The sequence below is a fragment of the Sphingomonas sp. HT-1 genome, from assembly GCF_048568905.1.
GTDB lineage: Bacteria > Pseudomonadota > Alphaproteobacteria > Sphingomonadales > Sphingomonadaceae > Sphingomonas.
In genome coordinates this window covers 935823-959867 of sequence record NZ_CP183770.1, presented here as the reverse complement: position 1 = coordinate 959867, position 24045 = coordinate 935823, and the positions used below count along the sequence as shown (strand labels likewise).

Below are 24045 nucleotides of genomic sequence, written 5' to 3'. Positions count from 1 at the left end.
TTCAAGCCTCGGTTGGTTCGGCGCTCGGGTTCAGTCTCGAGCGGTTGAGCCGCGGCTCGCGCTGCAGGCCGGCGGCTTCCTTGATGGAGCGGCGCATCTCGTCGCGCTTTTCGTGAATCGATGCAATCACCGGCCCCACGCCGATGCCTAGGTCGACGAGCAGCGCTTCAGAGAGCTGCAGCGAGCTTTCCAGCGCTTCCGGAATGGCCTCATCCGCTCCCGCCTTGTACAGCTCGGCAGCATGAACGGCATCACGCGCACGCGCGATGATCGGTAATTTGGGCACCCATCCGCGCACCCGCTTAGTCAGCCGAACGGTAAGCACGGGATCGTCCATCGTCAGCACGAGCGCTCGAGCGCGGCCGAGTTGCAACTGGTCGACCAGCTCGCTGCGCGTGACGTCGCCGAACAGCACATGGAAGCCGGCGCGACGAGCGCGAACGACGGTATCGATGTCGGCATCCACTGCCACATAGGGCATGCCGTGCCGCTGCAGCATCTCCGCGACAGTCCGCCCGACCCGGCCGAAGCCGATCACCACCGTGCCGCCTTCGACTGCAGCAAGATCGTCTTTCGCGATCTCGGACCCATTCCGGCCCTCGATCTTCCGTGCCGCGGTGCGGCCGGCTTTGGCGAGCAGCGGGGTAGCGGTGAGGCCAATTGCAGTAACGGCTGACCAGAAGGCTGCGGTGGCAGGCGCGATAAGTCCCGCTGCCCCAGCCACACCCAATACGATCAGCGTCGTTTCGGAGGGGCTGGCCATAAGCACGCCGGTTTCGGCTGCCGTACCCATGCGTGCACCGGACCAGCGCAGCAGCACCGTCGTAACCGCTACCTTCACCGCCATCACCAACAGGGTGGCGCCGAGCAGCGCGGGTCCGTTGGCAAGCATGAAACCGAAATCGAGTTGCATGCCTACGGTGAGCAGGAACACACCAAGGGCCAGGCCCTTGAAGGGCGCCGTGATGGCTTCGACTTCGCCGTGATATTCGGTCTCGGCGATGAGGAGCCCTGCAATCAGCGCACCCACGATCGGTGAAAGTCCCGCTGCCGTTGTTGCCAGGCTGGCGACAATCACCACCAGCAGACTGGCGGCGAGGAAAAGTTCGGGGCTCTTGGTACGCGCCGCCTGGGCGAACATGCGCGGCAATACGAACCGCCCGCCAAGGAAAAGAACAGCGACGGTCGCCATGCCGATGCCCATGGTGGTCAGCAGCTGATTGAGACCGGCATCATCCGCTGCAGGTGCCAGGGCGCCGAGACCGAAGATGATCGGCACCAGCGCCAGGTCTTCGAACAGAAGCATCGCGAACGCGGCTCGGCCGACCGGACTGGTAGTTCCGGCGATCGGCAGCACGAGTGCCGTGGACGAAAGTGCTAGCGCCAGTCCGAGACCAATCGCGCCTCCAGTGCTGAGGCCCGTAAGATAGAGGAGCGTCGCGAGGATCAGGCCCGAGCCCAATAGCTCTGCCGCACCGGTACCGAACACAAGCGACCGCATTGCCCAGAGGCGACGGAAGGAGAGTTCAAGTCCGATGGAGAACAATAGCAGGATGATGCCAAATTCGGCGAACGGCTCGATCGCATGCGAGTCGGAGATGGTCAGATAATAAAGCCAGGGTGCCCGATCGACGAGATTACCCAGTCCAAAAGGACCGACCAGCGCGCCGACGAGGATGAACCCGATCACCGGGCTGATCCGGAAGCGCGCAAAGGCAGGAATTACCAGCCCGGCAGCACCGAGGATGACCAGCGTGTCGCTGAAACCGTGATTGGACAAACTCAGCATTGGGTGCTCGCCGATCGGAAAGCGTGCGCAATACGAGGGCTGAAGAAACAGAAAGGCCGATGGCCGGTGGCGGGTCTAGCTCGCTCGGTCATGTTGAAAGGGCAGCATGCGGGGTTCTCGAATGCAAGCAGAAAAGCCCGCCAGTGGCGGGCTTTTCCGTTCGGCGATCAAGATGGGTTGGGCTTACTGCCAGCCGCCCATCGCCGTTTCGAGGTTGACGCGGATCGCCTCGAAGAACTGCTCGGTGGTCATCCAGGCCTGGTCCGGGCCGATCAGCAGCGCGAGATCCTTTGTCATCTTGCCGCTTTCGACGGTCTCGATGCAGACGCGCTCCAGCGTCTCGGCGAAGCGGGTCACCTCGGGGGTGCCGTCGAACTTGCCGCGATACTTGAGGCCGCCGGTCCAGGCGAAGATCGAGGCGATCGGGTTGGTCGAGGTCGCCTTGCCCTGCTGGTGCTGGCGATAGTGGCGGGTGACGGTGCCGTGCGCCGCTTCCGCCTCGATCGTCTTGCCGTCCGGAGTCATCAGCACCGACGTCATCAGGCCCAGCGAGCCAAAGCCCTGCGCGACCTGGTCCGACTGGACGTCGCCGTCATAGTTCTTGCAGGCCCAGACGAATTCGCCATGCCACTTGAGGGCCGAGGCGACCATGTCGTCGATCAGGCGGTGCTCGTAAACGATGCCGGCGCCCTGGAACTGGTCCTTGAACTCGGTCTCGAATACTTCGGCGAAGATGTCCTTGAAGCGGCCGTCATAAGCCTTGAGGATAGTGTTCTTGGTCGACAGGTACAGCGGCCAACCGCGGCCCAGCGCATAGTTCATCGAAGCGCGCGCGAAATCGCGGATCGACTCGTCGAGATTGTACATGCCCATCGCGACGCCGGCCTGCGGGAAGTCGAACACCTCGTGCTCGATCGTCTCGCCATTCTCGCCTTCCCACTTCATGGTCAGCTTGCCCTTGCCGGGCACCTTGAAGTCGGTCGCCTTGTACTGGTCACCAAAGGCGTGACGGCCGACGACGATCGGCTTGGTCCAGCCCGGGATCAGGCGCGGCACGTTCGAGATCACGATCGGCTCGCGGAAGATCACGCCGCCCAGGATGTTGCGGATCGTGCCGTTGGGCGACTTCCACATCTTCTTGAGGTTGAATTCCTCGACGCGCTGCTCGTCCGGGGTGATCGTCGCGCACTTCACGCCGACGCCGTACTGCTTGATCGCATTGGCGGAGTCGATGGTGATCTGGTCGTTGGTCTCGTCGCGCTTCTGCACGGAGAGGTCATAATACTTCAGATCGATGTCGAGATACGGAAGGATCAGGCGCTCGCGGATCCATTCCCAGATGATCCGCGTCATTTCGTCGCCGTCGATCTCCACGACGGGCGTTGCAACCTTGATCTTCGCCATAAGCTCGCTTTCCTGAGACAGGTGGTTTTCCGGGAGCGTCTAGGGGCAAGGCCCATGGGGATCAAGCGTTCGATCCCCGCTTTGCGCTTCCCTCAGTCCTTCCAGGCCCACCAGAGCTGAGCAGGCGGGATATTCCACCATTCCATATCGTGTTCGATGTTCTGCCAATGTGGGGTCAGGAAGTTTCGTACATTGGGGTTGTATTGATAGACGAGGAAGGCGCCGCCGGGGCGCAAAATCTCGTGCGTTGCCTTGGCGATTGCATCGCCGATGCCGTCGGGAAGTGTCGAAAAGGGCAGACCGGAAGCGATGAAATCGGCATGCTCGAAGCCATTGTCGCGAATGATTTTCTTCACGTCTGCAGCAGAACCAAGTACGGCTACGAACCGCGGGTCGTCGATCGTCTGACGCAGATAGCGGACGAAATCGGGGTTCGTATCGATCACGATCAATTTGCCGTCTGGCCCCAGGCGATCGAGAATCGGTCGCGAGAAGGTTCCCACACCCGGCCCATATTCCACGAACAGACGCGTGTTGGCCCAATCGACGCGATCGAGCATTTTGCGAATCAGCCGGCCCGAAGACTGCGCGACCGCGCCAACCATGACCGGGCGCTTGAGGAATTGCTGCAGAAAGAACATCCAAGGCGAGGGCACGCCGGCGGGGCGGCTGCGGCGGGCGCTCCGGCGCTTTGCTGCGGCAGTCGAAGGGGGCATGGGCTTCCTTACGAGAAATGACGTTTCAAAGACATCGCCTGCGCAAAATCGCGCGAACATGCAAGCGAGCCGCGTCAAAACCTGCATCCCGCCGGCCTGCGGACGTATCAACGCGGGAACGGTCAATTGTTGCCGCGCCCGGCCCCGCGAACCGTGACCGGCCTCTATGAAATCCGCAGGGACCCGGCTACACCTGTAAACATGACATCGCTCGACAAGCCTCCGGTCGGTACCTCGACGGTGAAATGGCGTTTCCCCGATATCCATCCTGAAGGCCGCAAATATGTGCTGATCGCCGCGGCGGTCGCACTGGTTAGCCTTTGGGTGTGGGACGTCCTCACCTGGCCCCTGATTTTCCTGACGCTGGGCGTCGCTGCCTTTTTCCGCGATCCTGTGCGCGTAACTCCGTTGGAAGAAGGCGTGCTGGTCGCTCCCGCCGACGGGCTCATCACCATGATCGAGCGGGTTCCGCTGCCGCGCGAACTGGCTGGCCCCCATGCCTTGGGTGATGCCCCGATGGTGCGCGTGTCCATTTTCATGAGCGTGTTCGACGTGCACGTAAATCGCACGCCGATCACCGGCACGATCCGGCACGTCATCTACATCTCCGGCAAGTTCATGAACGCCGACCTGGACAAGGCGAGCGACGAGAATGAGCGGCAGCACATGGTGGTAGAGGACCGGGACGGGCTGCGTATCGGCTTCACCCAGATTGCGGGGCTCGTCGCGCGGCGGATCGTCGCGTTCGTCAAGCCAGGTGATATGGTCGTGGCGGGCCAGCGCATCGGTCTCATCCGCTTCGGCAGCCGCGTCGACGTCTTTCTGCCAGAAGAATATGCGGCGCAGGTGATTCTCGGCCAGCGTACGATCGCCGGCGAGACCATTATCGCGCGGCGTAACGCCTCGAGCGCCGCCGGGGTGGCGCAATGACGGACCCGCGCCCGCGCGTCCGGCGCGGGCCTTCCCGGCGACGCACCCCGGCGTTGCCGCGTGGCATTCCGCTTCGTGCGGTGCTCCCCAACGCCGTAACCGCCCTAGCGCTCTGTTCGGGCCTGACTGGTATTCGATTCGCCTTTCTAGCAAATTGGGAAGCGGCGGTACTGATGGTGCTGGCGGCGGCTGTGCTGGACGGCATCGATGGGCGAATCGCTCGACTGGTTCGCGCGGAAAGCCGCTTCGGTGCGGAACTAGACAGTCTTTCCGACGCGATCTCCTTCGGCGTCGCCCCGGCGCTGATCCTGTATCTGTGGTCGCTGGAAGAACTAGGCCGGCTGGGCTGGCTGGTAGCGCTGCTGCATGCGCTGTTCTGCGCGCTTCGCCTCGCCCGCTTCAACGCCCAGATCGACGTCGCCGAGCAGCCGCATAAATCCGCCGGCTTCCTCACTGGCGTGCCCGCACCCGCAGGCGCTGGTCTTGCACTTACGCCGCTATACCTCTGGCTATGGACGGGCGAGTCCGCGACGCGTTCACCGATTCTGGTAGCGGGTTGGATGGTCCTGGTAGCGATTCTGATGATTTCGAGTATCGCAACCTTCGGGCCGGCCATTCGCCTGCGTCAGCAGGTCCGGTTCGAAGCGATTGCCGTCTTGGTCGTGCTGGCTGCGGCACTTGTATCGGCGCCATGGACGACATTGGCTGTCGTCGCGCTGGCATACCTCTTCACGATCCCGTTCAGCGTGCGCTCGTATCGACGAGTCAAGCTGCTGCGGGCAGCTGATGCGCTCTCGGCATCCGAGCCGGGAACGTCCGCGCCCTGATCCGCGTCAGGCGCGGCGTCGGCGCGGGGGCCGCAACAGATCCGTAACTAGCAGATAGCTCGCGAAAGCGGCAGAGTTGCACACGAAGGCTGGTGAATAGCGTCCAGCTAGAGACCGCCAAGGCGACGCCGAACAGAAAAAAGACAGCGAATCCAGTCATTACCCGGCTCCTGATCTTCAACGCCGATCCCAGCGGAACCCAAGAAACCCGAACTCACCAGAGTTCGGCCTGTTCCGCTGACCGCGTTATGATCGCTTTATGTTCCATCCATGTTCTCACGTCAAGGGATGTTCCATTGATGTTCCAGCTTGTGCGTTCCGCTGGAATCGACTAAGCGGCCCCCCTCAACCCCGCATGGGAAGCATCATAACCCGGTGTTCGGAGCGATTCCGAATTCCCGCTTCCCAGAGGACCAACCGGAAGGAGTTATCCCTATGGCGGCACCTGTCGTCACCATGCAGCAGCTGCTCGAGTCGGGCGCGCACTTCGGTCACCAGACCCATCGCTGGAACCCGAAGATGAAGCCCTACATCTTCGGTGATCGCAACGGCGTTCACATCATCGACCTGTCGCAGACCGTTCCGCTCTTCGCCCGCGCGCTCGAGTTCGTCAGCTCCACCGTCGCCGCCGGCGGCAAGGTGCTGTTCGTCGGCACCAAGCGCCAGGCGCAGGAACCGATCGCCGAGGCCGCGCGTCGTGCGGGCCAGCATTTCGTCAACCACCGCTGGCTGGGCGGCATGCTCACCAACTGGAAGACCATCAGCAACTCGATCAAGCGCCTCAAGACGCTCGAGGAGCAGCTGTCGGGCGACACGCATGGCCTCACCAAGAAGGAAGTGCTGCAGCTCACCCGTGAGCGTGACAAGCTCGAGCTCTCGCTCGGCGGCATTCGCGACATGGGCGGCATCCCCGACATCATGTTCGTGATCGACGCGAACAAGGAAGAGCTGGCGATCAAGGAAGCCAACACCCTTGGCATCCCCGTCGTCGCCGTGCTCGATTCGAACGTTTCGCCGGACGGCATCGCATTCCCGGTTCCGGGCAATGACGACGCCAGCCGCGCCATCCGCCTCTACTGCGAAGCCATCGCCATCGCCGCGACCCGTGGCGGCCGCGAAGCGCTGATGCAGCAGGGCTATGACTTCGGTGCTGCCGAGCAGCCGCCGGTCGAGGAAGCCGTCGAAGGCTGATCGCCCGCGTCATCGAACCGTAATCGGGGCGGGGCAGGGCGCACGCACTGCTCCGCCCGACTTTTAACTGAGGAATAGAGACATGGCCGAGATCACTGCAGCCGCCGTCAAGGAACTCCGCGAAAAGAGCGGCGCCGGCATGATGGATTGCAAGAAGGCGCTCTCCGAAACCAACGGTGACATGGAAGCCGCTGCCGATTGGCTGCGCGCCAAGGGCCTCGCCGCTGCCGCCAAGAAGTCGAGCCGCACCGCCGCCGAAGGCCTGGTCGGCCTGGCCGTTGCCGGTACCAAGGGCGTTGCCGTCGAGGTGAACTCGCAGACCGACTTCGTCGCCAAGAACGAGATCTTCCAGAACTTCGTCCGCGAAACGACGGCGCTGGCGCTGGAGACCGGTGATGATGTCGCCGCGATCAAGGCTGCCAAGATGGCGTCGGGCCAGACCGTTGACGAGACGCTGACCGCCAACATCGCCACGATCGGCGAGAACCAGGTGCTGCGTCGCGCCAAGAAGGTCGAAGTCGCGAATGGCGCGGTGATACCGTACGTCCATAACGCAGCCGCGCCTGGCCTCGGGAAGATCGGCGTGCTCGTCGCGCTCGAATCGGAAGCCGGTGTCGACGTGCTCGAGCCGCTGGGCAAGCAGCTTGCGATGCACATCGCTGCCGCCTTCCCGCTGGCGCTGGACGAGAGCGGCCTGGATCAGGACGTGCTCGCGCGTGAGCGTGCGATCGCAGCCGAAAAGGCGTCCGAGAGCGGCAAGCCCGCGGAAATCATCGAGAAGATGGTCGATGGCGCGGTGAAGAAGTTCGCCAAGGAAAATGCGCTGCTCAGCCAGCTGTTCGTGATGGATGGCAAGACACCGGTCGCCGACGTCGTCGCGAAGGCTGCGAAGGACGCGGGTTCGGCAATCGTCCTCAAGGACTATGTCCGCTTCCAGCTCGGCGAAGGCATCGAGAAGGAAGAGAGCGACTTCGCTGCCGAAGTGGCGGCGACGGCCGGCCTCACCAAGTAATCGAAGACGCCGGGACTCGCTGCGCCGTCTGCGTATCCCGGCATCTCCGCTTGTTCGCGCGGCGCGGCTCCTCTAGGGTCCGCGCCGCTTCGCTGTCCGCTTGCCAAACAGGAATTCCATGACCGCTCCGAGCTTCCGTCGCATCCTTCTCAAACTATCCGGGGAGGTCCTGATGGGTCAGGGCCAGTTCGGCATCGATCCCGAAACCTGTGAGCGCGTCGCGCTGGAAGTGAAGGAGGCCAAGGACAGCGGCCTGGAAATCTGCATGGTAGTTGGTGGCGGCAATATCTTCCGTGGCCTTGCCGGCGCGGCGCAGGGCTTCGACCGCGCCAGCGCCGACTATATGGGTATGCTGGCCACGGTGATGAACGCGCTGGCGATGCAAAATGCTCTGGAGAAGGTTGGGGTAGATACCCGCGTTCAGTCGGCGATCCCGATGGCGAGCGTGTGCGAACCCTATATCCGCCGCCGCGCCGAACGGCACATGGAGAAGGGCCGGGTCGTGCTGTTCGCCGCGGGCACCGGCCTGCCGTTCTTTACGACGGACACTACTGCCGCGCTGCGCGCAGCGGAAATGAACTGCGATGCCTTGTTCAAGGGCACTTCGGTCGACGGCGTGTATGATGCCGATCCCAAGAAGGTGCCGACCGCGACCCGCTATGACACGCTGAGCTACGATCGGGTTCTCGCCGATAATCTGAAGGTGATGGACGCTTCCGCGGTGGCGCTGTGCCGGGACAATCACATACCGATCGTCGTTTTCAACATCCGTGGCGAGGGGAACCTCGCTTCAGTGCTTCGGGGCGAGGGCACCTCGACCATCGTCCAGAGCGCGAACGCCGCATAACTTTCTTCTCAACGGATCTTACAAGGAGAGCCGAAAATGGCCGCTTACGACAAAGCAGACCTGGAGCGCCGCATGGCCGGCGCCGTGGAATCGCTCAAGAGTGACCTCGTCGGTCTTCGTACTGGCCGCGCTTCCACTTCGCTGCTCGATCCGGTGACCGTCGAGGTTTATGGCGCGCAGATGCCCATCACCCAGGTAGCGACTGTCTCGGTCCCTGAACCGCGCATGCTTTCCGTGCAGGTGTGGGACAAGTCGAACGTCGGCCCGGTCGACAAGGCGATCCGTTCGGCCGGCCTCGGTCTCAACCCGATCGTCGACGGACAGACGCTGCGCCTGCCGATTCCCGACCTCACCGAGGAGCGCCGCAAGGAACTCGCCAAGCTCGCCAATCAGTATGCCGAGAAAGCCCGCATTGCCGTGCGGAACGTGCGCCGTGACGGCATGGACAATTTGAAGACCGACGAAAAGAAGGGCGTGTTCGGCGAAGACGATCGCAAGCGGCACGAAACCGAGGTCCAGAAGCTGACCGACGCTACCATCGCCGATATCGATGCGGCGGCGGCTGCCAAGGAAAAGGAAATCCTGGGCAAGTGATCCGCCCCGGCATTTCTGTGGCTGCGATCGAGGCAAGGCGCAGTGGCCGTTAAGTTGGCCTCTGCCTCCGGCGGTGAAGTGCTGCCGCCCCGGCATGTCGCGATCATCATGGATGGCAATGGCCGCTGGGCGAAGAAGCGGCTGCTGCCGCGCATCGCGGGCCATCGCCAGGGCGTCGAAGCGGTGCGCCGGGTAGCGCGGGCCGCCCGCACGCTCGGCATCGAGGTGCTGACGCTCTACGCTTTCTCCTCCGAAAACTGGCGTCGTCCAGAGGAGGAGGTCGGCGCGCTGATGGGGCTGCTGCGCCAGTTCCTGGCCAGCGAGCTTGACGAACTAGTGTCAGAGGGTGTCCGGCTGCGCGTCATCGGTGACTGGCGGCAGCTGTCTCCGGATCTTGCTGCCCTGATCGACGGCGCGATCGCGCAGACCGCCAACAATCCAGGGCCCACGCTGGTGATCGCGTTGAACTACGGCGCTCAGGCAGAGATCCTTGCAGCAGCGCGTCGCTTGGCCCAGCAGTCGCGCGAGGGGACGGTGGATCCGAGCGCGATCGACGAAGCCCGGTTTGAGAGCGAATTGGAAACCGCCGGCTTGCCGCCGCTCGATCTGCTGATCCGCACCTCGGGCGAACAGCGCTTGTCGAATTTCCTGCTGTGGCAGGCAGCCTATGCCGAATTGCTGTTCGTCGACACGCTTTGGCCCGATTTCGATGAGCGGACGCTCGCCGATGCGCTTGCGCAGTTCGGGCGGCGCCAGCGGCGTTTCGGCGGCCTGTGAGCAAAAACTCTGATCTGCCCAAGCGTGCCGTAGTCGGGCTGGCGCTGGTGGGCTTGGCGCTCGCTGCACTATGGGCTGGCGGATATGGCTTCTGGCTGGTCGTCGCTGTGATGGCGATCCTGATGATCGGCGAATGGGTATTGTTGGCGGGTGATCAGGATAAGCGCCGGCTCTCACAATATGTGCTGAGCGTGCCGCTCGCGATCCTCAGTCCTGCGGCGGCAGGGCCCGGCTTTCTGGCGCTGGGCATGATCTTTGGTGCCTTCTTCTTCGTCGCCATCGTCACGCGCAACAGCAAGTTGGCATGGGGGCAGGTCTATGTCGGGCTGCCGGTTCTCGCCTTGTTGCTGCTCCGGGAGCATCCGCAGGGGTTCGCCGCAACGCTCTGGACGATGGCAATGGTGTGGGTGTGCGATAGCGGCGCCTATTTCGCCGGCCGCGCGATCGGTGGCCCCAAGCTGGCGCCCGATATCAGTCCGAACAAGACCTGGGCAGGGTTCATCGGTGGCCTCATTGCGTCGATTGGATTTTCGGCGGCATTTGCTTGGCTGGCGCCCGGTTCGGCGATCGGCTGGTGGTTGGTTGCGGTTGCGCCCATCGTTGCGGTCGCCTCGCAGGTCGGCGATTTGTACGAAAGCCATCTGAAGCGCGTTGCGGGGGTCAAGGACTCCGGCAATCTGCTGCCGGGCCATGGTGGCGTTCTCGATCGGCTCGACGGGCTTGTATTTGCGGCCCCCGTCGCCGTGCTGTTTTTCGCGATCCATCATCAGGTGGTTCTGGGAGATTTCTGGTGGTGAAGCGCGTCACGGTTCTTGGGGCGACGGGATCGGTGGGCACGTCGACGCTCGATCTGATCGAGCGCAATCCGCACGCCTTCGAGGTTTTGGCGCTAACCGCGAATTGCGATGTCGATAAGCTAGCCGCCGCCGCGATCCGCACCCGCGCGCGCCATGCTGTGGTTGCCGACCAGACGTGCCTGCCGAAACTGAAGGAGCAACTGGCGGGCACCGGAGTGCAAGCGCTGGGCGGTGCCCAGGCGGTGTGTGACGTCGCGCGGATGGGCGCCGATTGGACGATGGCGGCGATCGTCGGTTCCGCCGGGCTGAAGCCGGTCATGGCGGCGCTGGAAACCGGCGGTACGGTGGCATTGGCAAATAAAGAATCGCTCGTGTCGGCGGGCGAGGTGATGATGGCGGCGGCACGCGCGCACGGCGCTACGCTGTTGCCCGTCGATTCGGAACATAATGCAGTGTTCCAGTGCCTTGATCGCACGGCGCCCAAGGGCGTCCGGCGAATCATCCTCACGGCCAGCGGCGGCCCATTCCGCGCGACGCCCAGGGAAGCGATGCGCGATATCACCCCCGCACAGGCGGTGGCGCATCCCAATTGGTCGATGGGCGCGAAGATCTCCGTCGATTCGGCGACGATGATGAACAAGGGGCTCGAACTGATCGAGGCGTTCCACCTGTTTCCTGTCGCGGCCGAGCAACTGGCGGTGTTGGTCCACGCCCAGTCGGTGGTGCATTCGATGGTAGAATATGTGGACGGATCGGTGCTCGCGCAGCTTGGCACGCCCGATATGCGCACGCCGATCGCCTATGCGCTCGCCTGGCCCGATCGCATGGAGACCGCCTGCGCGCCATTGGATCTTGCCGCCGTCGGACGGCTCGACTTTGAAGATCCGGACCTGGATCGCTTCCCGGCGCTTGCCCTTGCGATGAGCGCGCTGAAGGCCGGCGGTGCGCGCCCCGCGATCCTCAACGCCGCCAATGAAGTCGCCGTGGCCGCCTTTCTTGCTGGCCGGATCGGATTTCTTGAAATTGCCGCAATCTCTGCCGATACGCTAACGCGCTATGACCCGGCTGCACCCGACACGCTCGATGCCGTATTGGCGATCGATGCGGAGGCGCGGCGTTACGCGGTTGAGCGAGTGAAGGACTGCGTCGCTTGATCCAGACACCCGGCTTCCTGTTCACCGTTCTAGCGTTCGCGCTGGTGATCGGGCCGCTCGTTTTTCTGCACGAGTTGGGCCACTATCTGGCCGGCCGCGCCTTTGGCGTGAAGGCCGAGGAATTCTCCATCGGGTTCGGGCGGGAAGTTGCCGGCATCACTGATCGCCGCGGTACCCGCTGGAAGTTTGGCTGGCTGCCGCTCGGCGGTTATGTGCGGTTCGCCGGCGACATGAACCCTGCAAGCCAGCCGTCGCCCGAATGGCTACAACTGCCGGCGCGCGAACGGGCGCAGACCTTCCAGGCCAAGCCGCTCTGGCAACGTGCAATCATCGTCGCGGCCGGGCCAATCGCTAACTTCCTCGTCGCCATCGTGATCTTGTCTGCCTTCGCAATGCTGTTCGGGCAGAACCGGACGCCGTCGGTCGTCGGCTCGGTTGTGCCCGGCAGTCCGGCCGCGATGGCCGGATTGCAGCCCGGCGATCGCATCGTGGCGCTGGGTGGGCGTCCGGTCGCGACCTACACCGATATGGTGCAATATACCCAGCTGCGGCCCAACGAGCCCGTTCGCATCGAACTGGTTCGCGGCGGCGCGACGCGAAGCCTCGATGCAGTGATCGGCACGCGCCTTGAGCGCGACCGATTCGGCAATGAATTCCGCATCGGGCAGCTCGGTATCGGTGCCGCGCAATCGGTGCAGGTGCCGGTGAGCGTGCTGGAAGCGCCCTTGGTGGGCCTGCGCAGTACCGCAGATATCGTGCGAATGACGGTGGATGGCCTGGGGCAGATCCTCACGGGCCGTCGCTCCGTTTCCGAGCTGGGTGGCCCACTCAAGATCGCGCAGGTTTCGGGCGAACGATTGTCTTTGGGGCCGATCGAATTCGCGTTCCTGATTGCGCTCGTCTCCATTAATCTCGGATTCATCAACCTGTTGCCAGTCCCGGTGCTGGATGGTGGTCATCTCTTGTTCTACGCAGTCGAAGCGGTACGCCGGCGCCCGGTGGAGCCGTATGTGATGGAATGGGCGTTTCGCGGCGGCCTGATTGCGATCCTCGCGCTCATGCTGTTCGTTACACTCAATGATTTGGGCGCTTTCGGTGTGTGGAAAAATCTCGCCGGCTTGATCGGCTAAAGGGGTTCGGGCAGGGCGGCTTGATGCTCCGCGCGAACTTACATTGAATTTGGATTCCGACTGGGGTGGGATGGTGACTGCGATTAAGGCAAGCAATTTAGGCGCGCGGGCGACGGCGACGCTGTTGGCAGGTACGATCCTGTCGGGGCTGGTGAGCCCGGCGTGTGCGCAGACCGCACCGCAGCCGGCGCCCGCCGCTCCGGTCACGCCCGCGCCCGCCGCCACGCCGGCAGTGGCGCGAACGATCAAGTCGTTGCGGGTCGAAGGATCGCAGCGCATCGAGCCTGAGACGGTGCTCAGCTACACGCGGCTACGGGTTGGCGACAGCTATACCAACGAAACCGTCGACCAGGCGATCAAGGACCTTTTGTCGTCGGACCTTCTCGCCGATGTGGCGATCGAAGGTGTCGAGAGTGGCAACCTGGTGATCCGCATTCGCGAGAACCCGGTGATCAACCGCGTCGTGTTTGAAGGCAACAAGCGGCTGAAGCAGGACAAGATCGACAAAGAGATCAAGCTTCGGCCGCGTCAGATATTTACGCGAACGGCCGTGCGCGCCGACATCGCGCGCATCGTCGAACTATATCGGCGCCAGGGTCGCTTCGCGGCGCGCATCGAGCCGAAAATGGTCAGTCTTGACCAGAACCGCGTCGACGTGATCTTCGAAATCCATGAGGGCCCGAAGTCCAAGGTCCGCCAGATCAATATCATCGGCAACGACGTATTTTCGGACAAGAAGCTGCGCGGGCAGATGGCCACCAAGGTGGCCAGTCTGACGCATCTGCTCAGCTCCAATACCTCGTATGACCAGGACCGTCTGGCATATGACCAGATGAAGCTCCGCCAATTCTACCTGACCCAAGGCTATGCCGATTTCCGGGTGATCTCGGCCGTAGCCGAGCTGACGCCGGACAAGAAGGACTTCATCATCACCTATGTGGTGGAGGAAGGTCCCCGCTACAAATTCGGCCCCGTGACGGTCGACAGCGCGATCCGCGATTTCGACGACAAGAAGCTGGCTGCGGCGCTGCCGATCAAGGAAGGCCAATGGTATGATGCCAAGGCCGTGGAAGACACGGTTGAACAGCTGAGCGAAACCGCCGGTCTGTTCGGCTATGCCTTTGCAGATGTTCGTCCGGATTTTCAGCGCAACAAGGATGCGTTGACGATGTCGATGAACTTCCACATCGGCGAGGCGAACCGGACTTATGTCGAACGCGTAGACATTACCGGCAACCGCCAGACGCAGGACAAGGTGATCCGTCGCGAAATGCGTGTTGCGGAAGGTGATGCTTTCAACACCTTCTTGGTCAAGCGATCGCAGGACCGCATCAACAGTCTCGGCTATTTCCAGGACAAGTTCGAGATCGAGCGCAACGAAGGCTCGTCGCCCGACCGCATCGTGCTCGGCGCCAACGTCGAAGAGCGGCCGAACGGCGAACTGACGCTTTCCGCCGGCTTCTCCAGCCTCGAGCGCTTCATCCTGCAGGCTTCGATCCGCCAACGCAACTTCCGCGGCATGGGGCAGACCGTCAGCATTTCCGCTGATTATTCCAGCTATTCGAAGTCGGTTGAGCTCGGCTTCACCGAGCCCTATCTGTTCGATAGCAATATCGCCCTGGGCGGTACGGTTTTCCGTCGCGACTACAACAGCTTCAACTTCCTGCAAAATAACACGCGCAACACGACCTATCGGCAAATTTCGACGGGTTTCCAGCTCGTGGCGGGCCTGCCGCTCACTGAATACTGGACGCTGTCAGGCCGTTACTATCTGTCGAAGGACGATGTGACGCTGGACGAAGCGCAGTTCTACACGAACGGTCAGTGCGACCCGATCCGGGCAGGCCGCTACTTTTGTGACTCCGTCGGCAACCGACTGACCTCGCTGGTGGGCGTGTCGATGATCTATGACAGTCTCAACAGTCGCCTGCGTCCCACCCGCGGCCAGCGCGTGTCGTTGGGAGTGGACGTGGCCGGTCTGGGCGGCAATGTCCGCTACATCCGCGGGAAGGCGAATGCGGATAAGTATTGGGGGTTGGGTAGCGGCTTCGTCTTCTCGCTGAGCGGCGAGGGCGGCGTGATCAAGAGCCTCGACGGCTCCGAAGTCCGCATTATCGACCGCTTCTATTTGGGCGAACCGCAGTTCCGTGGGTTTGACATCCGGGGCGTCGGCCCGCGTGTTCAGCGCTTCTTCTATACGGGAGATGCGGCGAGCGGCACACAGGTGCTGAACAGCGCGCGCGACCAGTTCGTCGACGACGCGCTGGGCGGCAAGGCTTACTACCTCACCAAGGCCGAACTCGAGCTCCCGCTGGGATCGGGTGCAGCGGAGCTCGGCCTGCGACCGTCGGTCTACATCATGGCGGGTTCGCTGTTCTCGATCCGCAAGCCGACGATCAACAATTTCTTCATTCAAGCCACGGATTCCAGCGGGAAGCTCTTGTACAACACCGATGGGTCGCCGACCTATCTGCAGCCCCCGCTCAACGATACCGACGGTACTCCGCTGTACCAGGTCACGACCGGGACCTATCAAGGTCAGGTCACCCGGTGTACGATCGGTTACGCTGCGTCGGCCGGCGATCCTTGCTTGGGCACCTCGGTCAACACCCGCGCGCTCAACTCGACTGCACCATTTTACGAGGTATTCCGTGGCAGCACGGCCAGGCCGCGCATTTCGATCGGCTTCGGGGTCAACTGGAATTCGCCGTTCGGCCCGTTGCGTATTGACATCGCCAAAGCACTGCTCAGCCAGCCGGGCGACGACAAGAAGCTTGTTACTTTCAACGTAGGGACCCAGTTCTAATGATGAAGCACCGTGTATTCGCGGCGACGTTGGCTGCCTCGGCGGCGATGATCGCCGCGCTCCCGGCATCGGCCCAGGTCGCCGGCATTGCCACCGTCAATCAGATGGAAGTGATCACCCGCTCCAAGGCGTTCACCACCGCCGAGACGCAGCTCGATACCACTTACAAGCCGGTGCGCGATCAGATCCAGGCCCGCCAGACCAAGTTCCAGACCGACGCGCGTCCGTTGCTGACCACGATCGACACGAACAAGGACGGCCAGGTTTCGGAAGCCGAGGAGCAGGCAGCCTCTGCCCGCAAGGATCCGAACTACACCCAGCTCATGACCCTGCAGACGCAGGCGAATGAAGAGATTCAGAAACTGCAGATGCCGTCGATCCTGGCGGAGCTGTTCGCGTTCGAGAAGATCCTGCAGCTGTACGATGCCGCGCAGATCGGCGTGGTGAACGCCCGCAAGATCAACGTGATCCTGCAGCCGGAAGCGATTGTGTACGCACCGGATGCGGTCGACATCAGCGACGCCATGGTTGCTGAGTTGGACAAGACGCCGACGGTTGCGATCACCCCGCCAGCCAATTGGCAGCCGCAGCAGCGGACCGTGCAGTTCCAGCAGCAGGTGAACGAACTGAAGCGCCGCGCCTACCAGATGGCGGCGATGCGCGCGCAGCAGCAGCAGCAACAGGGCGCCGCCGCCGCGCCGGGTGCCGCCGCACCTGCGGGCAGCGTCCCGGCGGCGCGCCCCGCCGCTACCACCACCCGTCCGGCGAAGCCTGAACCGCGGTGAGCGAGGCAGGGCAGGGGGGCAGCAACATCGGCCCGCTCGATATCGGGCGGGTGATGGCGGCGCTGCCCCACCGCTTTCCCATGCTGCTGGTCGATCGCGTCGAGGAACTCATTCTCGACCAGTCGATCGTCGCGGTGAAGGCGGTGACGATCAACGAGGCCTTCTTCCAGGGGCATTTCCCCGGGCGTCCGATCATGCCGGGCGTGCTCACTGTCGAGGCGCTGGCTCAGGCGGCAGGCGTGCTGGCGGTCGAATCCCTGGGACTGGCCGGCTCTGGCAAGCTCGTCTACTTCATGGCGATCGACAACGTGAAGTTTCGCAAGCCGGTGGAGCCGGGCGTATTGCTCAAGCTTCACGTCGAATTCGTGCAGAAGCGCGCGCGCGTGTGCAAATTCGCCGGCAAGGCACTGATCGACGGCGAACTGGCGGCCGAGTGCGAGTTCACCGCCATGATCGCCGATCCGCCGAGCGCCTGATCCGATCAGGGGATCAAGCTTGGACGGGCTAACCTGGTTCGGCCTGTTCGCGGTAACGGCGATGCTCGTCACCTATGCGATGGAAGCCCGGTCGCATGGGTGGGTTTTGGGGTTCGCCGCAGCCTGCCTGCTCGGCTCGGCCTATGGCTTCCTGCAGGGGGCTTGGCCGTTCGGCGTGGTGGAGGCCATCTGGTCGGTCGTTGCGTTCCGCCGCTGGTGGCGGGTGCGGTAAGAAGGTTGCGCGCGACGCTCGGCTCTGCTAGGCGCGCGCGTCCACTGCCGGTCGGAAACCGGCGGCTTTTCTAAGGAATTTGATGTGAAGCAGAACACGCATCCCGATTATCACATGATCAAGGTGCAGATGACGGACGGCACCGTCTACGAGACGCGCTCGACCTGGGGCAAGGAAGGCGATCTCATGCAGCTCGAGATTGATCCGCTCGCGCACCCGGCCTGGACGGGCGGCCGCGGCCAGCTGCTCGATCAGGGCGGCCAGGTTGCGCGCTTCAACAAGCGTTTCGGCGGCCTCTCGCTCGGCAAGAAGTAATCGGGGAGGGGCTCCCGGCCCCCGCCCAAGCTACAAGGCGCCCCTTGGCTTTGCATTCCGGTGCAAGTCCGAGGGGCGTTTTCGTGTGTGGGACGCGTATCAGACCTGTGCGAAGGACTTGCAGGCCCTTCTCTCCTGTGACCAGCGTCGGAACCCGGCCGATAGGAAAGTGACGGGCTCCCGTAACTGGATCTTGGCATAAAGCGAGTGGTAGAGCGTGTTGCCACCGCCACCCGGCAGGGAAGCGAGCGCCTGGCGAGCGCTGCGGCATTCAGGTTGCCTTCGGCGTGAAGCAGCGCCTGAGTGGATAAAAACATCCCCTTTTCGTGTTCAAATGGCGTCCGGATGGGTACACGGGTGGTTATCTATCTGTGGATGCAGGGCGATGCGTACAGCGACGTGAAGGGGAAATACGGGTGGCCTTGCTGGCCTTGATCTGTCTGCCTTTTGGTGCGGTTCTATTGTTGTTGTTGGCTCGGCGCGCATCGCGCCGGATGCATATCGGTATTGCGGCGAGCGGCAGCGCGGTCGGACTGGCGTTGCTGCTTTCGCAGGCCGGTGCTGCACTGGCCGGCGACGCGCCGACGATCCGGCTGGGCTGGATCCCCATGCTCGGGCTCGACCTCAGCCTGTGGATGGACCCGGTTGCACTGCTGTTCGCCGGCCTGATCCTCGGCATCGGACTGCTCGTCATTGTTTATGCCCAGGGCTATTTGGGAAAGGACGAGCCGACGGCGCGCTTCCTGTCGTTCCTCATGCTGTTCCAGGGGGCAATGCTGGGCATCGCGCTTGCAAGCAACGTGCTGCTAATGCTGGTCTTCTGGGAGTTGACCAGCCTCGCATCGTTTTTGCTGATCGGCTTCTGGCGCGATCGGGCGGAGGCGCGCCAGGGCGCCCGCATGGCACTGACGATCACCGGCGGTGGCGGTCTGGCGCTGATCGCGGGAATGGTGTTGCTCGGCAAGGCGGCGGGCTCCTATGAACTGGCGGAGATCCTCGCCCGCGGTCAGATGGTGCAGGCATCGCCGCTCTATCCGGCGATTCTGATCCTTGTCCTGATCGGCGCCTTCACGAAATCCGCGCAGTTTCCGTTCCATTTCTGGTTACCTCACGCCATGGCCGCGCCGACTCCGGTGAGCGCCTATCTGCATTCGGCGACGATGGTGAAGGCAGGAGTGTTCCTTCTCGCGCGGCTGTGGCCGGTGCTCGCCGGCACGGATCTGTGGTTCTCGATCGTTGTCCCGGTAGGGCTTGCGACGATGTTGTTCGGCGCCGGCGTCGCGCTGTTCCGGTATGATCTGAAGGCGATCCTTGCTTATTCGACGATCAGCCAGTTGGGGCTGATGGTGATGCTGCTTGGCTTCGGGACGGTCGCAGCGGTAACGGCTGCGATCTTCCACATCCTGAACCATGCGGCGTTCAAGGCGGCGCTTTTCATGCATGCCGGCATCATCGACCATGAAACCGGTACGCGCGACATCCGCCGCCTTGGCGGGTTGGCGCGCGTATTGCCGCTCACGGCGACGCTGGGCGTATTGGCAGCGTCGGCAATGGCGGGTGTGCCACCGCTCGGCGGCTTCATTTCGAAGGAGATGATGCTTGAGCAAAGCGCGCACACCGTCTTCATGGGCCAGGCGTTGTTGGTGCCGGTGCTGGCGACGGTCGCGGCGATGCTGTCTGCGGCGTATTCGCTCCGCTATGCGGTTGGGCTGCATTTCGGCCCGCGCCGCACCGGGGAGGTTACGGCGCCGCATGATCCGAGGGCGCTGTTGCTAGGTCCGCCCGCATTGCTGGTGCTGATTGCGCTCGCGCTCGGGTTGTTGCCGATGACGCTGGCAGGGCCGCTTGTCGCGGCGGCAAGTGCAGTGGTCACCGGCACTGCCGCGCCCACATTGCACCTCGCATTATGGCACGGCGTTAATCCGGCGCTGCTGATGAGCATGGGGGCGGTAGCCGTGGCGATCTTGCTGCTGTGGGGATATCGCATCGTCGCCGCAGGGATGGAGCAACTCCCATCGCCGGACGCCAAGCGGATGTTCGATGCGAGTATCGAGGTCTTCGTTCGAGCGATGCGCCAAGCCTCCGCGTTGGTACACGTAGCCGCGCTGCAGCGTTACGTCTTCGTCCTCTTCATCGTTGTTCTGGCGCTGGGCTTAGAGGCGGCGCTCCGCTTCGGTGCCCCGGCGGGCGCGGGCGCGACCAACCCCGCATCGCCGGTGGCGATCGTTGCCTGGGGAGCGTTGATGATCGCCACCGTCGCAGTGGTCGCTGTTGATCGGCGGCGCTTTTTAGCGCTGATCTTTATCAGCGTCATCGGCCTCGTCATGGCGCTTGCCTTCGTTCACCTGTCGGCCCCCGACCTTGCGCTGACGCAGATCGCCGTGGAGGTGGTGACGATCCTGTTGATGCTGCTCGCGCTGCACCTGCTGCCCGGATCGCCGCCGCGGCTCTCGGGTGTGGGGCGGCGCCTGCGAGACGCTGCCATCGCGATTGCAGCCGGCGGGGGCACAGGTTGGCTTGCCTGGGCGATCATGACGCGGCCGGTGCGCGAGGGAATTTCGCGCTTTCATTGGGAAAACAGCTACGCGGGCGGCGGTGGCACCAATGTCGTCAACGTTACGTTGGTGGACTTCCGCGCTTTCGATACGCTTGGCGAGATCATCGTTCTCGGCATCGCGGGGCTTTCCATCTTTGCTCTACTGGAGCCCGCGGCGCGTGGCGCTGCCGGGCGGCGGCTGCGCGAATGGCGATCGGCGGATCTGCATTCACCGGAGCGCCATCCGATGATGTTCGTCATGGCCACGCGATTGCTGCTGCCGTTGGCTCTGCTCGTCGGCATCTACATCTTCTTGCGGGGGCACAACCAGCCGGGTGGCGGCTTCATCGCCGCGCTGGTCTTCTCGATAGCGATCCTGCTGCAATATCTGGCATCGGGGTTCGATTGGACCGACGAGCGGCGCAAGATCGGCGAGCACCAGCTGATCGGTTTCGGCGTCCTGATCGCCGCCGCGACGGGCCTGGGCGCGCTGGTTTTCGGCGCACCGTTTCTCAGCAGCAGCTTCGGCCACTTCCACCTGCCGCTGATCGGCGAGTTCGAGCTGGCGACGGCGATGCTGTTCGATCTGGGCGTCGCCGCCGTCGTAGTGGGCGCGGTGATGATGGCGCTATCGCAGTTGAGCCATGTCGCTCAACGCGCGGCGAAGAGTGAGGGGGAGGGGGCATGAGCCTGGAATTCCTCGTCGCCTCCGCCATCTCGGTGCTGGTCACGGGCGGCGTGTACCTTGCGCTGCGAGGTCGGACGTTCCAGGTCGTGCTGGGGCTGACGCTTCTTTCCTATGCGGTGAACCTGTTCCTATTCGCGATCGGCCGGTTGATCGTCGACCGGCCGCCGCTGTACGCCAAGGGCGTCATCGAGCATGCCGATCCCTTGCCGCAGGCACTGGTGCTTACCGCCATCGTTATCACCTTCGGCATGACCGCGCTGACGGTGATCCTTTCGCTGCGCAGTTTCCTCGAAAGCGGGTCGGACCAGGTCGACGGCCGCGTCGATCCGGACGAGGAGAAGGGCGCATGATGCCGCTTGACCAGTTGATGATCGCCCCGATCGTCGTGCCGGCGGTAACCGCGCCGGTGACGATGCTGTTGATGCGGCGGCGTCGGATTTTCAGTCTCTATCTGTCGCTGGCCGGGTGCCTCATGATGCTAGCGGCCGCCGTCGCGTTATTCATCGTGGCCCAGGACGGCGCGATCCGCAGCTATGCCGTGGGTGCATGGCCGGCACCGTTCGGCATCGTGCTGGTGCTCGATCAGCTGGCAGCGACGATGCTGGTGCTGGTGGCCGTGCTTGCCATCATCGTATTGTCCCACGCGGTGATCACCCGCGCGGATCGAAAGGGCTGGCATTTCCATCCGCTGTTTCACTTTCAGCTGCTGGGGCTGAACGGCGCATTCTTGACCGGCGACCTGTTCAACCTGTTTGTGTTCTTCGAAGTGCTGCTGATCGCGTCTTATGGGCTGATGCTGCACGGGCAGGGGGCGCTGCGGCTGAAGGCGGGCGTGGCCTATGTCGTGGTCAACATCATCGGATCGGCGCTGTTCCTGATCGCGCTGGGCTTGCTCTACGGCCTGACAGCAACACTCAACATGGCCGATCTTGCCGTGCGGGTTGCCGGCCTGGGAGCGGAGGACCAAGGGCTGCTGCGGGTCGCGGCATTGCTGCTCATGGCGGTGTTCGCGCTGAAAGCGGCGGTGGTGCCGATCCACCTATGGCTGCCGCGCACCTATGCCGCGACGATGCCGGTCGTGGCGGCGCTGTTTGCCATCATGACCAAGTTGGGCGTCTATGCGATGATCCGTACGGTGCCCTTGATCTTCGGCGCGCAGGCTGGCGCAGCGGCGTGGGTACCTGCACCCTATCTGTTGCCTGCCGCGATCGCCGGCGCGGTGGTCGGCTTTGTGGGCGTGCTGGCGGCGAGGGGCCTGCGCGAGCAGGCGGCGTTCGCGGTGCTCGCATCCACCGGGACATTGCTGATGGCCGTTTCCTGCTGGAATGAAGCGGCGCTTTCTGCCGCCCTCTACTACATGGTGCAGGCGACGCTGGCAGGCGCCGCGCTTTTCTTGGTCGCGGACGTCACGCTCCGGCGGCGGGGTCAATATGGCGATGCGATCGTGCCGAGCCCGCGTTTTGCCGGACAGGACGCCGCCGGACTTCTGTACCTGACCGCCGGGATCGCCGCGGTGGGGCTGCCGCCGCTCGCTGGCTTCATCGGCAAGCTGCTAATCCTCGACGCAAGTTTCGGCGTGCAGGGCTGGCAGGCGATCTGGACCGCGATTCTCCTCAGCACGCTGATCGGCGTGATCGGCTTCTCGCGGAGCGGCAGCACGATCTTCTGGAAGACCGCACCGCCACACGCCGATGCCGTCGCTGCGGTGCCGCGCTCTCGCATCGAACTCGCGGCACCGCTGGCGTTGATGATGATCCTCGCTCTACTTTCCTTTACAGGGGGATGGATGACGAAGCAGACGCGTGCTGCCGCGGCGCAGATCCTGGCCCCCGACCGCTACGTCGCAGCTGTGCTGGGAGATAGCGCGCCGTGAGGCATCTGCTCCCTCATCCTGGGCTGTCCGCGATGCTGCTGATCGTGTGGTTGCTGATGGCCAATGCCATCACGGCCGGCAGCATCGCCCTAGGCGCGATCTTTGCGCTGGCGCTGCCCAAATTTACCCAGCCCTTCTGGCCAGACCGGCCCAGGATGCGGTTCCGCGGCGCTTTTGTAGCCTATTTGGGCATCGTGCTGCTCGACATCCTCATTGCCAATTTCCAGGTCGCCTGGCTGATCCTTTTCCGCCGTAACCGCGATCTTCGCGCGCGCTGGCTGATCGTGCCGATCGACCTGACCACACCCGAGGCGATCACCATGCTGGCAGGTACGATCAGCCTTACGCCCGGCACGGTATCTTCCGACGTTTCCGCCGATGGGCGCTATCTGCTGGTGCACGCACTCGATGTGGAAGATCCGGCGGCCGAGGTTGTGCGGATCAAGACTCGCTACGAGGCGCGGCTGCAACGGGTGTTCGCATGATCGACATCGCGCTCCATATCGCCGAGGGCTGCGCCGCGCTTGCCCTGCTGCTCAACGGCTGGCGCCTGCTGCAGGGGCCGGCGCTGGGCGATCGGATCATGGCGCTCGACACCATGGTCATCAATGTAATCGCGCTAATCGTACTGATCGGCATGATCGGCGGCAACGATACCTATTTCGAAGCGGCCTTGCTGCTGGCGATGGTGGGCTTTGTGAGCACCATCGCCTATTGCAAGTTCGTGCTGCGCGGAGACATCGTCGAATGAGCCTGATCGCAGAGATTGCCGTCACCGTGCTGCTGCTGCTGGGAGCTGCCTTCGTGCTGATCGGCAGTTGGGGGCTGGTGCGGCTGCCCTCGACGATGGAGCGGTTGCACGGCCCCACCAAGGCGACCACGCTCGGGCTCGGCGCGCTGCTGGTCGCCTCCGTCGTTTACTTTCAGGCGAAGCTGGGCGTCTGGACCGCGCACGAACTGCTGATCTCGCTGTTCCTGTTCATCACCGCACCGATTTCCGCGAACATGATCGCTAAAGTGCATCTGCACCGCGTGCGGATCGGTGCCGTGACCGAGCCGGACAGCATTGCGGGCCCGCCGCCGCGCCCCACCGAACAAGGCGATTGGGCAACCTTTGAAGCGCCGGCCCGCGATACGCCCGCCTCCACGGCAAGCAGTTGACGTCA

The 24045-nt window shown here is 63.4% G+C and carries 24 protein-coding genes; 21 read left to right on the top strand and 3 right to left on the bottom strand.

Going from position 1 to position 24045, the window contains the following annotated elements; all coding sequences use genetic code 11:
* Nucleotide 1: 1 nt before the first annotated feature.
* The 3 genes from ACNFJ7_RS04550 to ACNFJ7_RS04540 form a co-directional block, all read right to left on the bottom strand.
* Nucleotides 2–1789 carry a cation:proton antiporter gene (locus tag ACNFJ7_RS04550; protein ID WP_019369400.1) on the bottom strand — a complete coding sequence of 596 codons (1788 nt, stop codon included), beginning with the start codon at nucleotides 1787–1789 and terminating at the stop codon, nucleotides 2–4.
* A gap of 183 nt (nucleotides 1790–1972) precedes the next feature.
* Nucleotides 1973–3193: an NADP-dependent isocitrate dehydrogenase gene (locus tag ACNFJ7_RS04545; RefSeq protein ID WP_019369399.1), complete on the bottom strand. Its 1221-nt coding sequence runs from the start codon at nucleotides 3191–3193 to the stop codon at nucleotides 1973–1975.
* Nucleotides 3194–3285: 92 nt separating this feature from the next.
* Nucleotides 3286–3909: a class I SAM-dependent methyltransferase gene (locus tag ACNFJ7_RS04540; protein WP_026009126.1), complete on the bottom strand. Its 624-nt coding sequence runs from the start codon at nucleotides 3907–3909 to the stop codon at nucleotides 3286–3288.
* A 201-nt stretch (nucleotides 3910–4110) separates the two neighbouring features.
* On the opposite strand from ACNFJ7_RS04540, the gene ACNFJ7_RS04535 reads away from it, so the two are divergent.
* From ACNFJ7_RS04535 to ACNFJ7_RS04435, 21 genes are all read left to right on the top strand, one after another.
* The gene (locus ACNFJ7_RS04535) at nucleotides 4111–4839 is read left to right on the top strand and encodes a phosphatidylserine decarboxylase (RefSeq protein ID WP_019369397.1); all 729 of its coding nucleotides are present in this window, start codon (nucleotides 4111–4113) and stop codon (nucleotides 4837–4839) included.
* A complete protein-coding gene (pssA, locus tag ACNFJ7_RS04530) occupies nucleotides 4836–5666 on the top strand; it encodes a CDP-diacylglycerol--serine O-phosphatidyltransferase (protein ID WP_026009125.1) in 831 nt (276 codons plus the stop codon). Before ACNFJ7_RS04535 ends, pssA begins: the two co-directional genes overlap by 4 nt.
* A 435-nt stretch (nucleotides 5667–6101) precedes the next feature.
* Nucleotides 6102–6857 carry a 30S ribosomal protein S2 gene (rpsB, locus tag ACNFJ7_RS04525; protein WP_019369395.1) on the top strand — a complete coding sequence of 252 codons (756 nt, stop codon included), beginning with the start codon at nucleotides 6102–6104 and terminating at the stop codon, nucleotides 6855–6857.
* 82 nt (nucleotides 6858–6939) lie between these two features.
* Nucleotides 6940–7869 (top strand): translation elongation factor Ts, encoded by a 930-nt coding sequence (gene tsf, locus ACNFJ7_RS04520; RefSeq protein WP_019369394.1) that lies wholly within the window; start codon nucleotides 6940–6942, stop codon nucleotides 7867–7869.
* A 118-nt stretch (nucleotides 7870–7987) separates the two neighbouring features.
* The gene (gene pyrH / locus ACNFJ7_RS04515) at nucleotides 7988–8716 is read left to right on the top strand and encodes a UMP kinase (protein ID WP_019369393.1); all 729 of its coding nucleotides are present in this window, start codon (nucleotides 7988–7990) and stop codon (nucleotides 8714–8716) included.
* Between the two features lie 36 nt (nucleotides 8717–8752).
* On the top strand, nucleotides 8753–9310 hold the full coding sequence (gene frr / locus ACNFJ7_RS04510) for a ribosome recycling factor (protein WP_019369392.1): 558 nt from the start codon (nucleotides 8753–8755) through the stop codon (nucleotides 9308–9310).
* Between the two features lie 108 nt (nucleotides 9311–9418).
* The gene (uppS, locus tag ACNFJ7_RS04505) at nucleotides 9419–10087 is read left to right on the top strand and encodes a polyprenyl diphosphate synthase (RefSeq protein WP_050990162.1); all 669 of its coding nucleotides are present in this window, start codon (nucleotides 9419–9421) and stop codon (nucleotides 10085–10087) included.
* A complete protein-coding gene (locus ACNFJ7_RS04500; RefSeq protein ID WP_019369390.1) occupies nucleotides 10084–10884 on the top strand; it encodes a phosphatidate cytidylyltransferase in 801 nt (266 codons plus the stop codon). The genes uppS and ACNFJ7_RS04500 overlap by 4 nt, the downstream gene beginning before the upstream one ends.
* Nucleotides 10881–12038 carry a 1-deoxy-D-xylulose-5-phosphate reductoisomerase gene (locus ACNFJ7_RS04495; protein WP_026009124.1) on the top strand — a complete coding sequence of 386 codons (1158 nt, stop codon included), beginning with the start codon at nucleotides 10881–10883 and terminating at the stop codon, nucleotides 12036–12038. The genes ACNFJ7_RS04500 and ACNFJ7_RS04495 overlap by 4 nt, the downstream gene beginning before the upstream one ends.
* A complete protein-coding gene (locus ACNFJ7_RS04490; protein ID WP_019369388.1) occupies nucleotides 12035–13168 on the top strand; it encodes a M50 family metallopeptidase in 1134 nt (377 codons plus the stop codon). The genes ACNFJ7_RS04495 and ACNFJ7_RS04490 overlap by 4 nt, the downstream gene beginning before the upstream one ends.
* A 70-nt stretch (nucleotides 13169–13238) precedes the next feature.
* Nucleotides 13239–15974, top strand: coding sequence for an outer membrane protein assembly factor BamA (gene bamA / locus ACNFJ7_RS04485; protein ID WP_019369387.1), 2736 nt, complete (start codon nucleotides 13239–13241; stop codon nucleotides 15972–15974).
* A gap of 2 nt (nucleotides 15975–15976) precedes the next feature.
* A complete protein-coding gene (locus ACNFJ7_RS04480; RefSeq protein WP_236704443.1) occupies nucleotides 15977–16759 on the top strand; it encodes an OmpH family outer membrane protein in 783 nt (260 codons plus the stop codon).
* Nucleotides 16760–16812: 53 nt separating this feature from the next.
* Nucleotides 16813–17235: a 3-hydroxyacyl-ACP dehydratase FabZ gene (gene fabZ / locus ACNFJ7_RS04475; RefSeq protein ID WP_236704445.1), complete on the top strand. Its 423-nt coding sequence runs from the start codon at nucleotides 16813–16815 to the stop codon at nucleotides 17233–17235.
* Between the two features lie 19 nt (nucleotides 17236–17254).
* Complete coding sequence (locus ACNFJ7_RS04470) at nucleotides 17255–17467, top strand: hypothetical protein (RefSeq protein WP_019369384.1); 213 nt, start codon at nucleotides 17255–17257, stop codon at nucleotides 17465–17467.
* An 84-nt stretch (nucleotides 17468–17551) separates the two neighbouring features.
* Nucleotides 17552–17782, top strand: coding sequence for a 50S ribosomal protein L31 (gene rpmE, locus ACNFJ7_RS04465; RefSeq protein ID WP_019369383.1), 231 nt, complete (start codon nucleotides 17552–17554; stop codon nucleotides 17780–17782).
* 371 nt (nucleotides 17783–18153) lie between these two features.
* Nucleotides 18154–21006 (top strand): monovalent cation/H+ antiporter subunit A, encoded by a 2853-nt coding sequence (locus ACNFJ7_RS04460; protein ID WP_237718459.1) that lies wholly within the window; start codon nucleotides 18154–18156, stop codon nucleotides 21004–21006.
* A gap of 2 nt (nucleotides 21007–21008) precedes the next feature.
* On the top strand, nucleotides 21009–21356 hold the full coding sequence (locus tag ACNFJ7_RS04455; RefSeq protein ID WP_037513534.1) for a Na+/H+ antiporter subunit C: 348 nt from the start codon (nucleotides 21009–21011) through the stop codon (nucleotides 21354–21356).
* Entirely contained in the window at nucleotides 21353–22879 is a 1527-nt protein-coding gene (locus tag ACNFJ7_RS04450) for a monovalent cation/H+ antiporter subunit D (RefSeq protein WP_019369380.1), read from the top strand. The genes ACNFJ7_RS04455 and ACNFJ7_RS04450 overlap by 4 nt, the downstream gene beginning before the upstream one ends.
* Complete coding sequence (locus tag ACNFJ7_RS04445; protein WP_026009121.1) at nucleotides 22876–23364, top strand: Na+/H+ antiporter subunit E; 489 nt, start codon at nucleotides 22876–22878, stop codon at nucleotides 23362–23364. Before ACNFJ7_RS04450 ends, ACNFJ7_RS04445 begins: the two co-directional genes overlap by 4 nt.
* Nucleotides 23361–23630 (top strand): K+/H+ antiporter subunit F, encoded by a 270-nt coding sequence (locus ACNFJ7_RS04440; protein ID WP_019369378.1) that lies wholly within the window; start codon nucleotides 23361–23363, stop codon nucleotides 23628–23630. The genes ACNFJ7_RS04445 and ACNFJ7_RS04440 overlap by 4 nt, the downstream gene beginning before the upstream one ends.
* Nucleotides 23627–24040: a Na+/H+ antiporter subunit G gene (locus tag ACNFJ7_RS04435; RefSeq protein WP_019369377.1), complete on the top strand. Its 414-nt coding sequence runs from the start codon at nucleotides 23627–23629 to the stop codon at nucleotides 24038–24040. The genes ACNFJ7_RS04440 and ACNFJ7_RS04435 overlap by 4 nt, the downstream gene beginning before the upstream one ends.
* Nucleotides 24041–24045 lie beyond the last annotated feature (5 nt).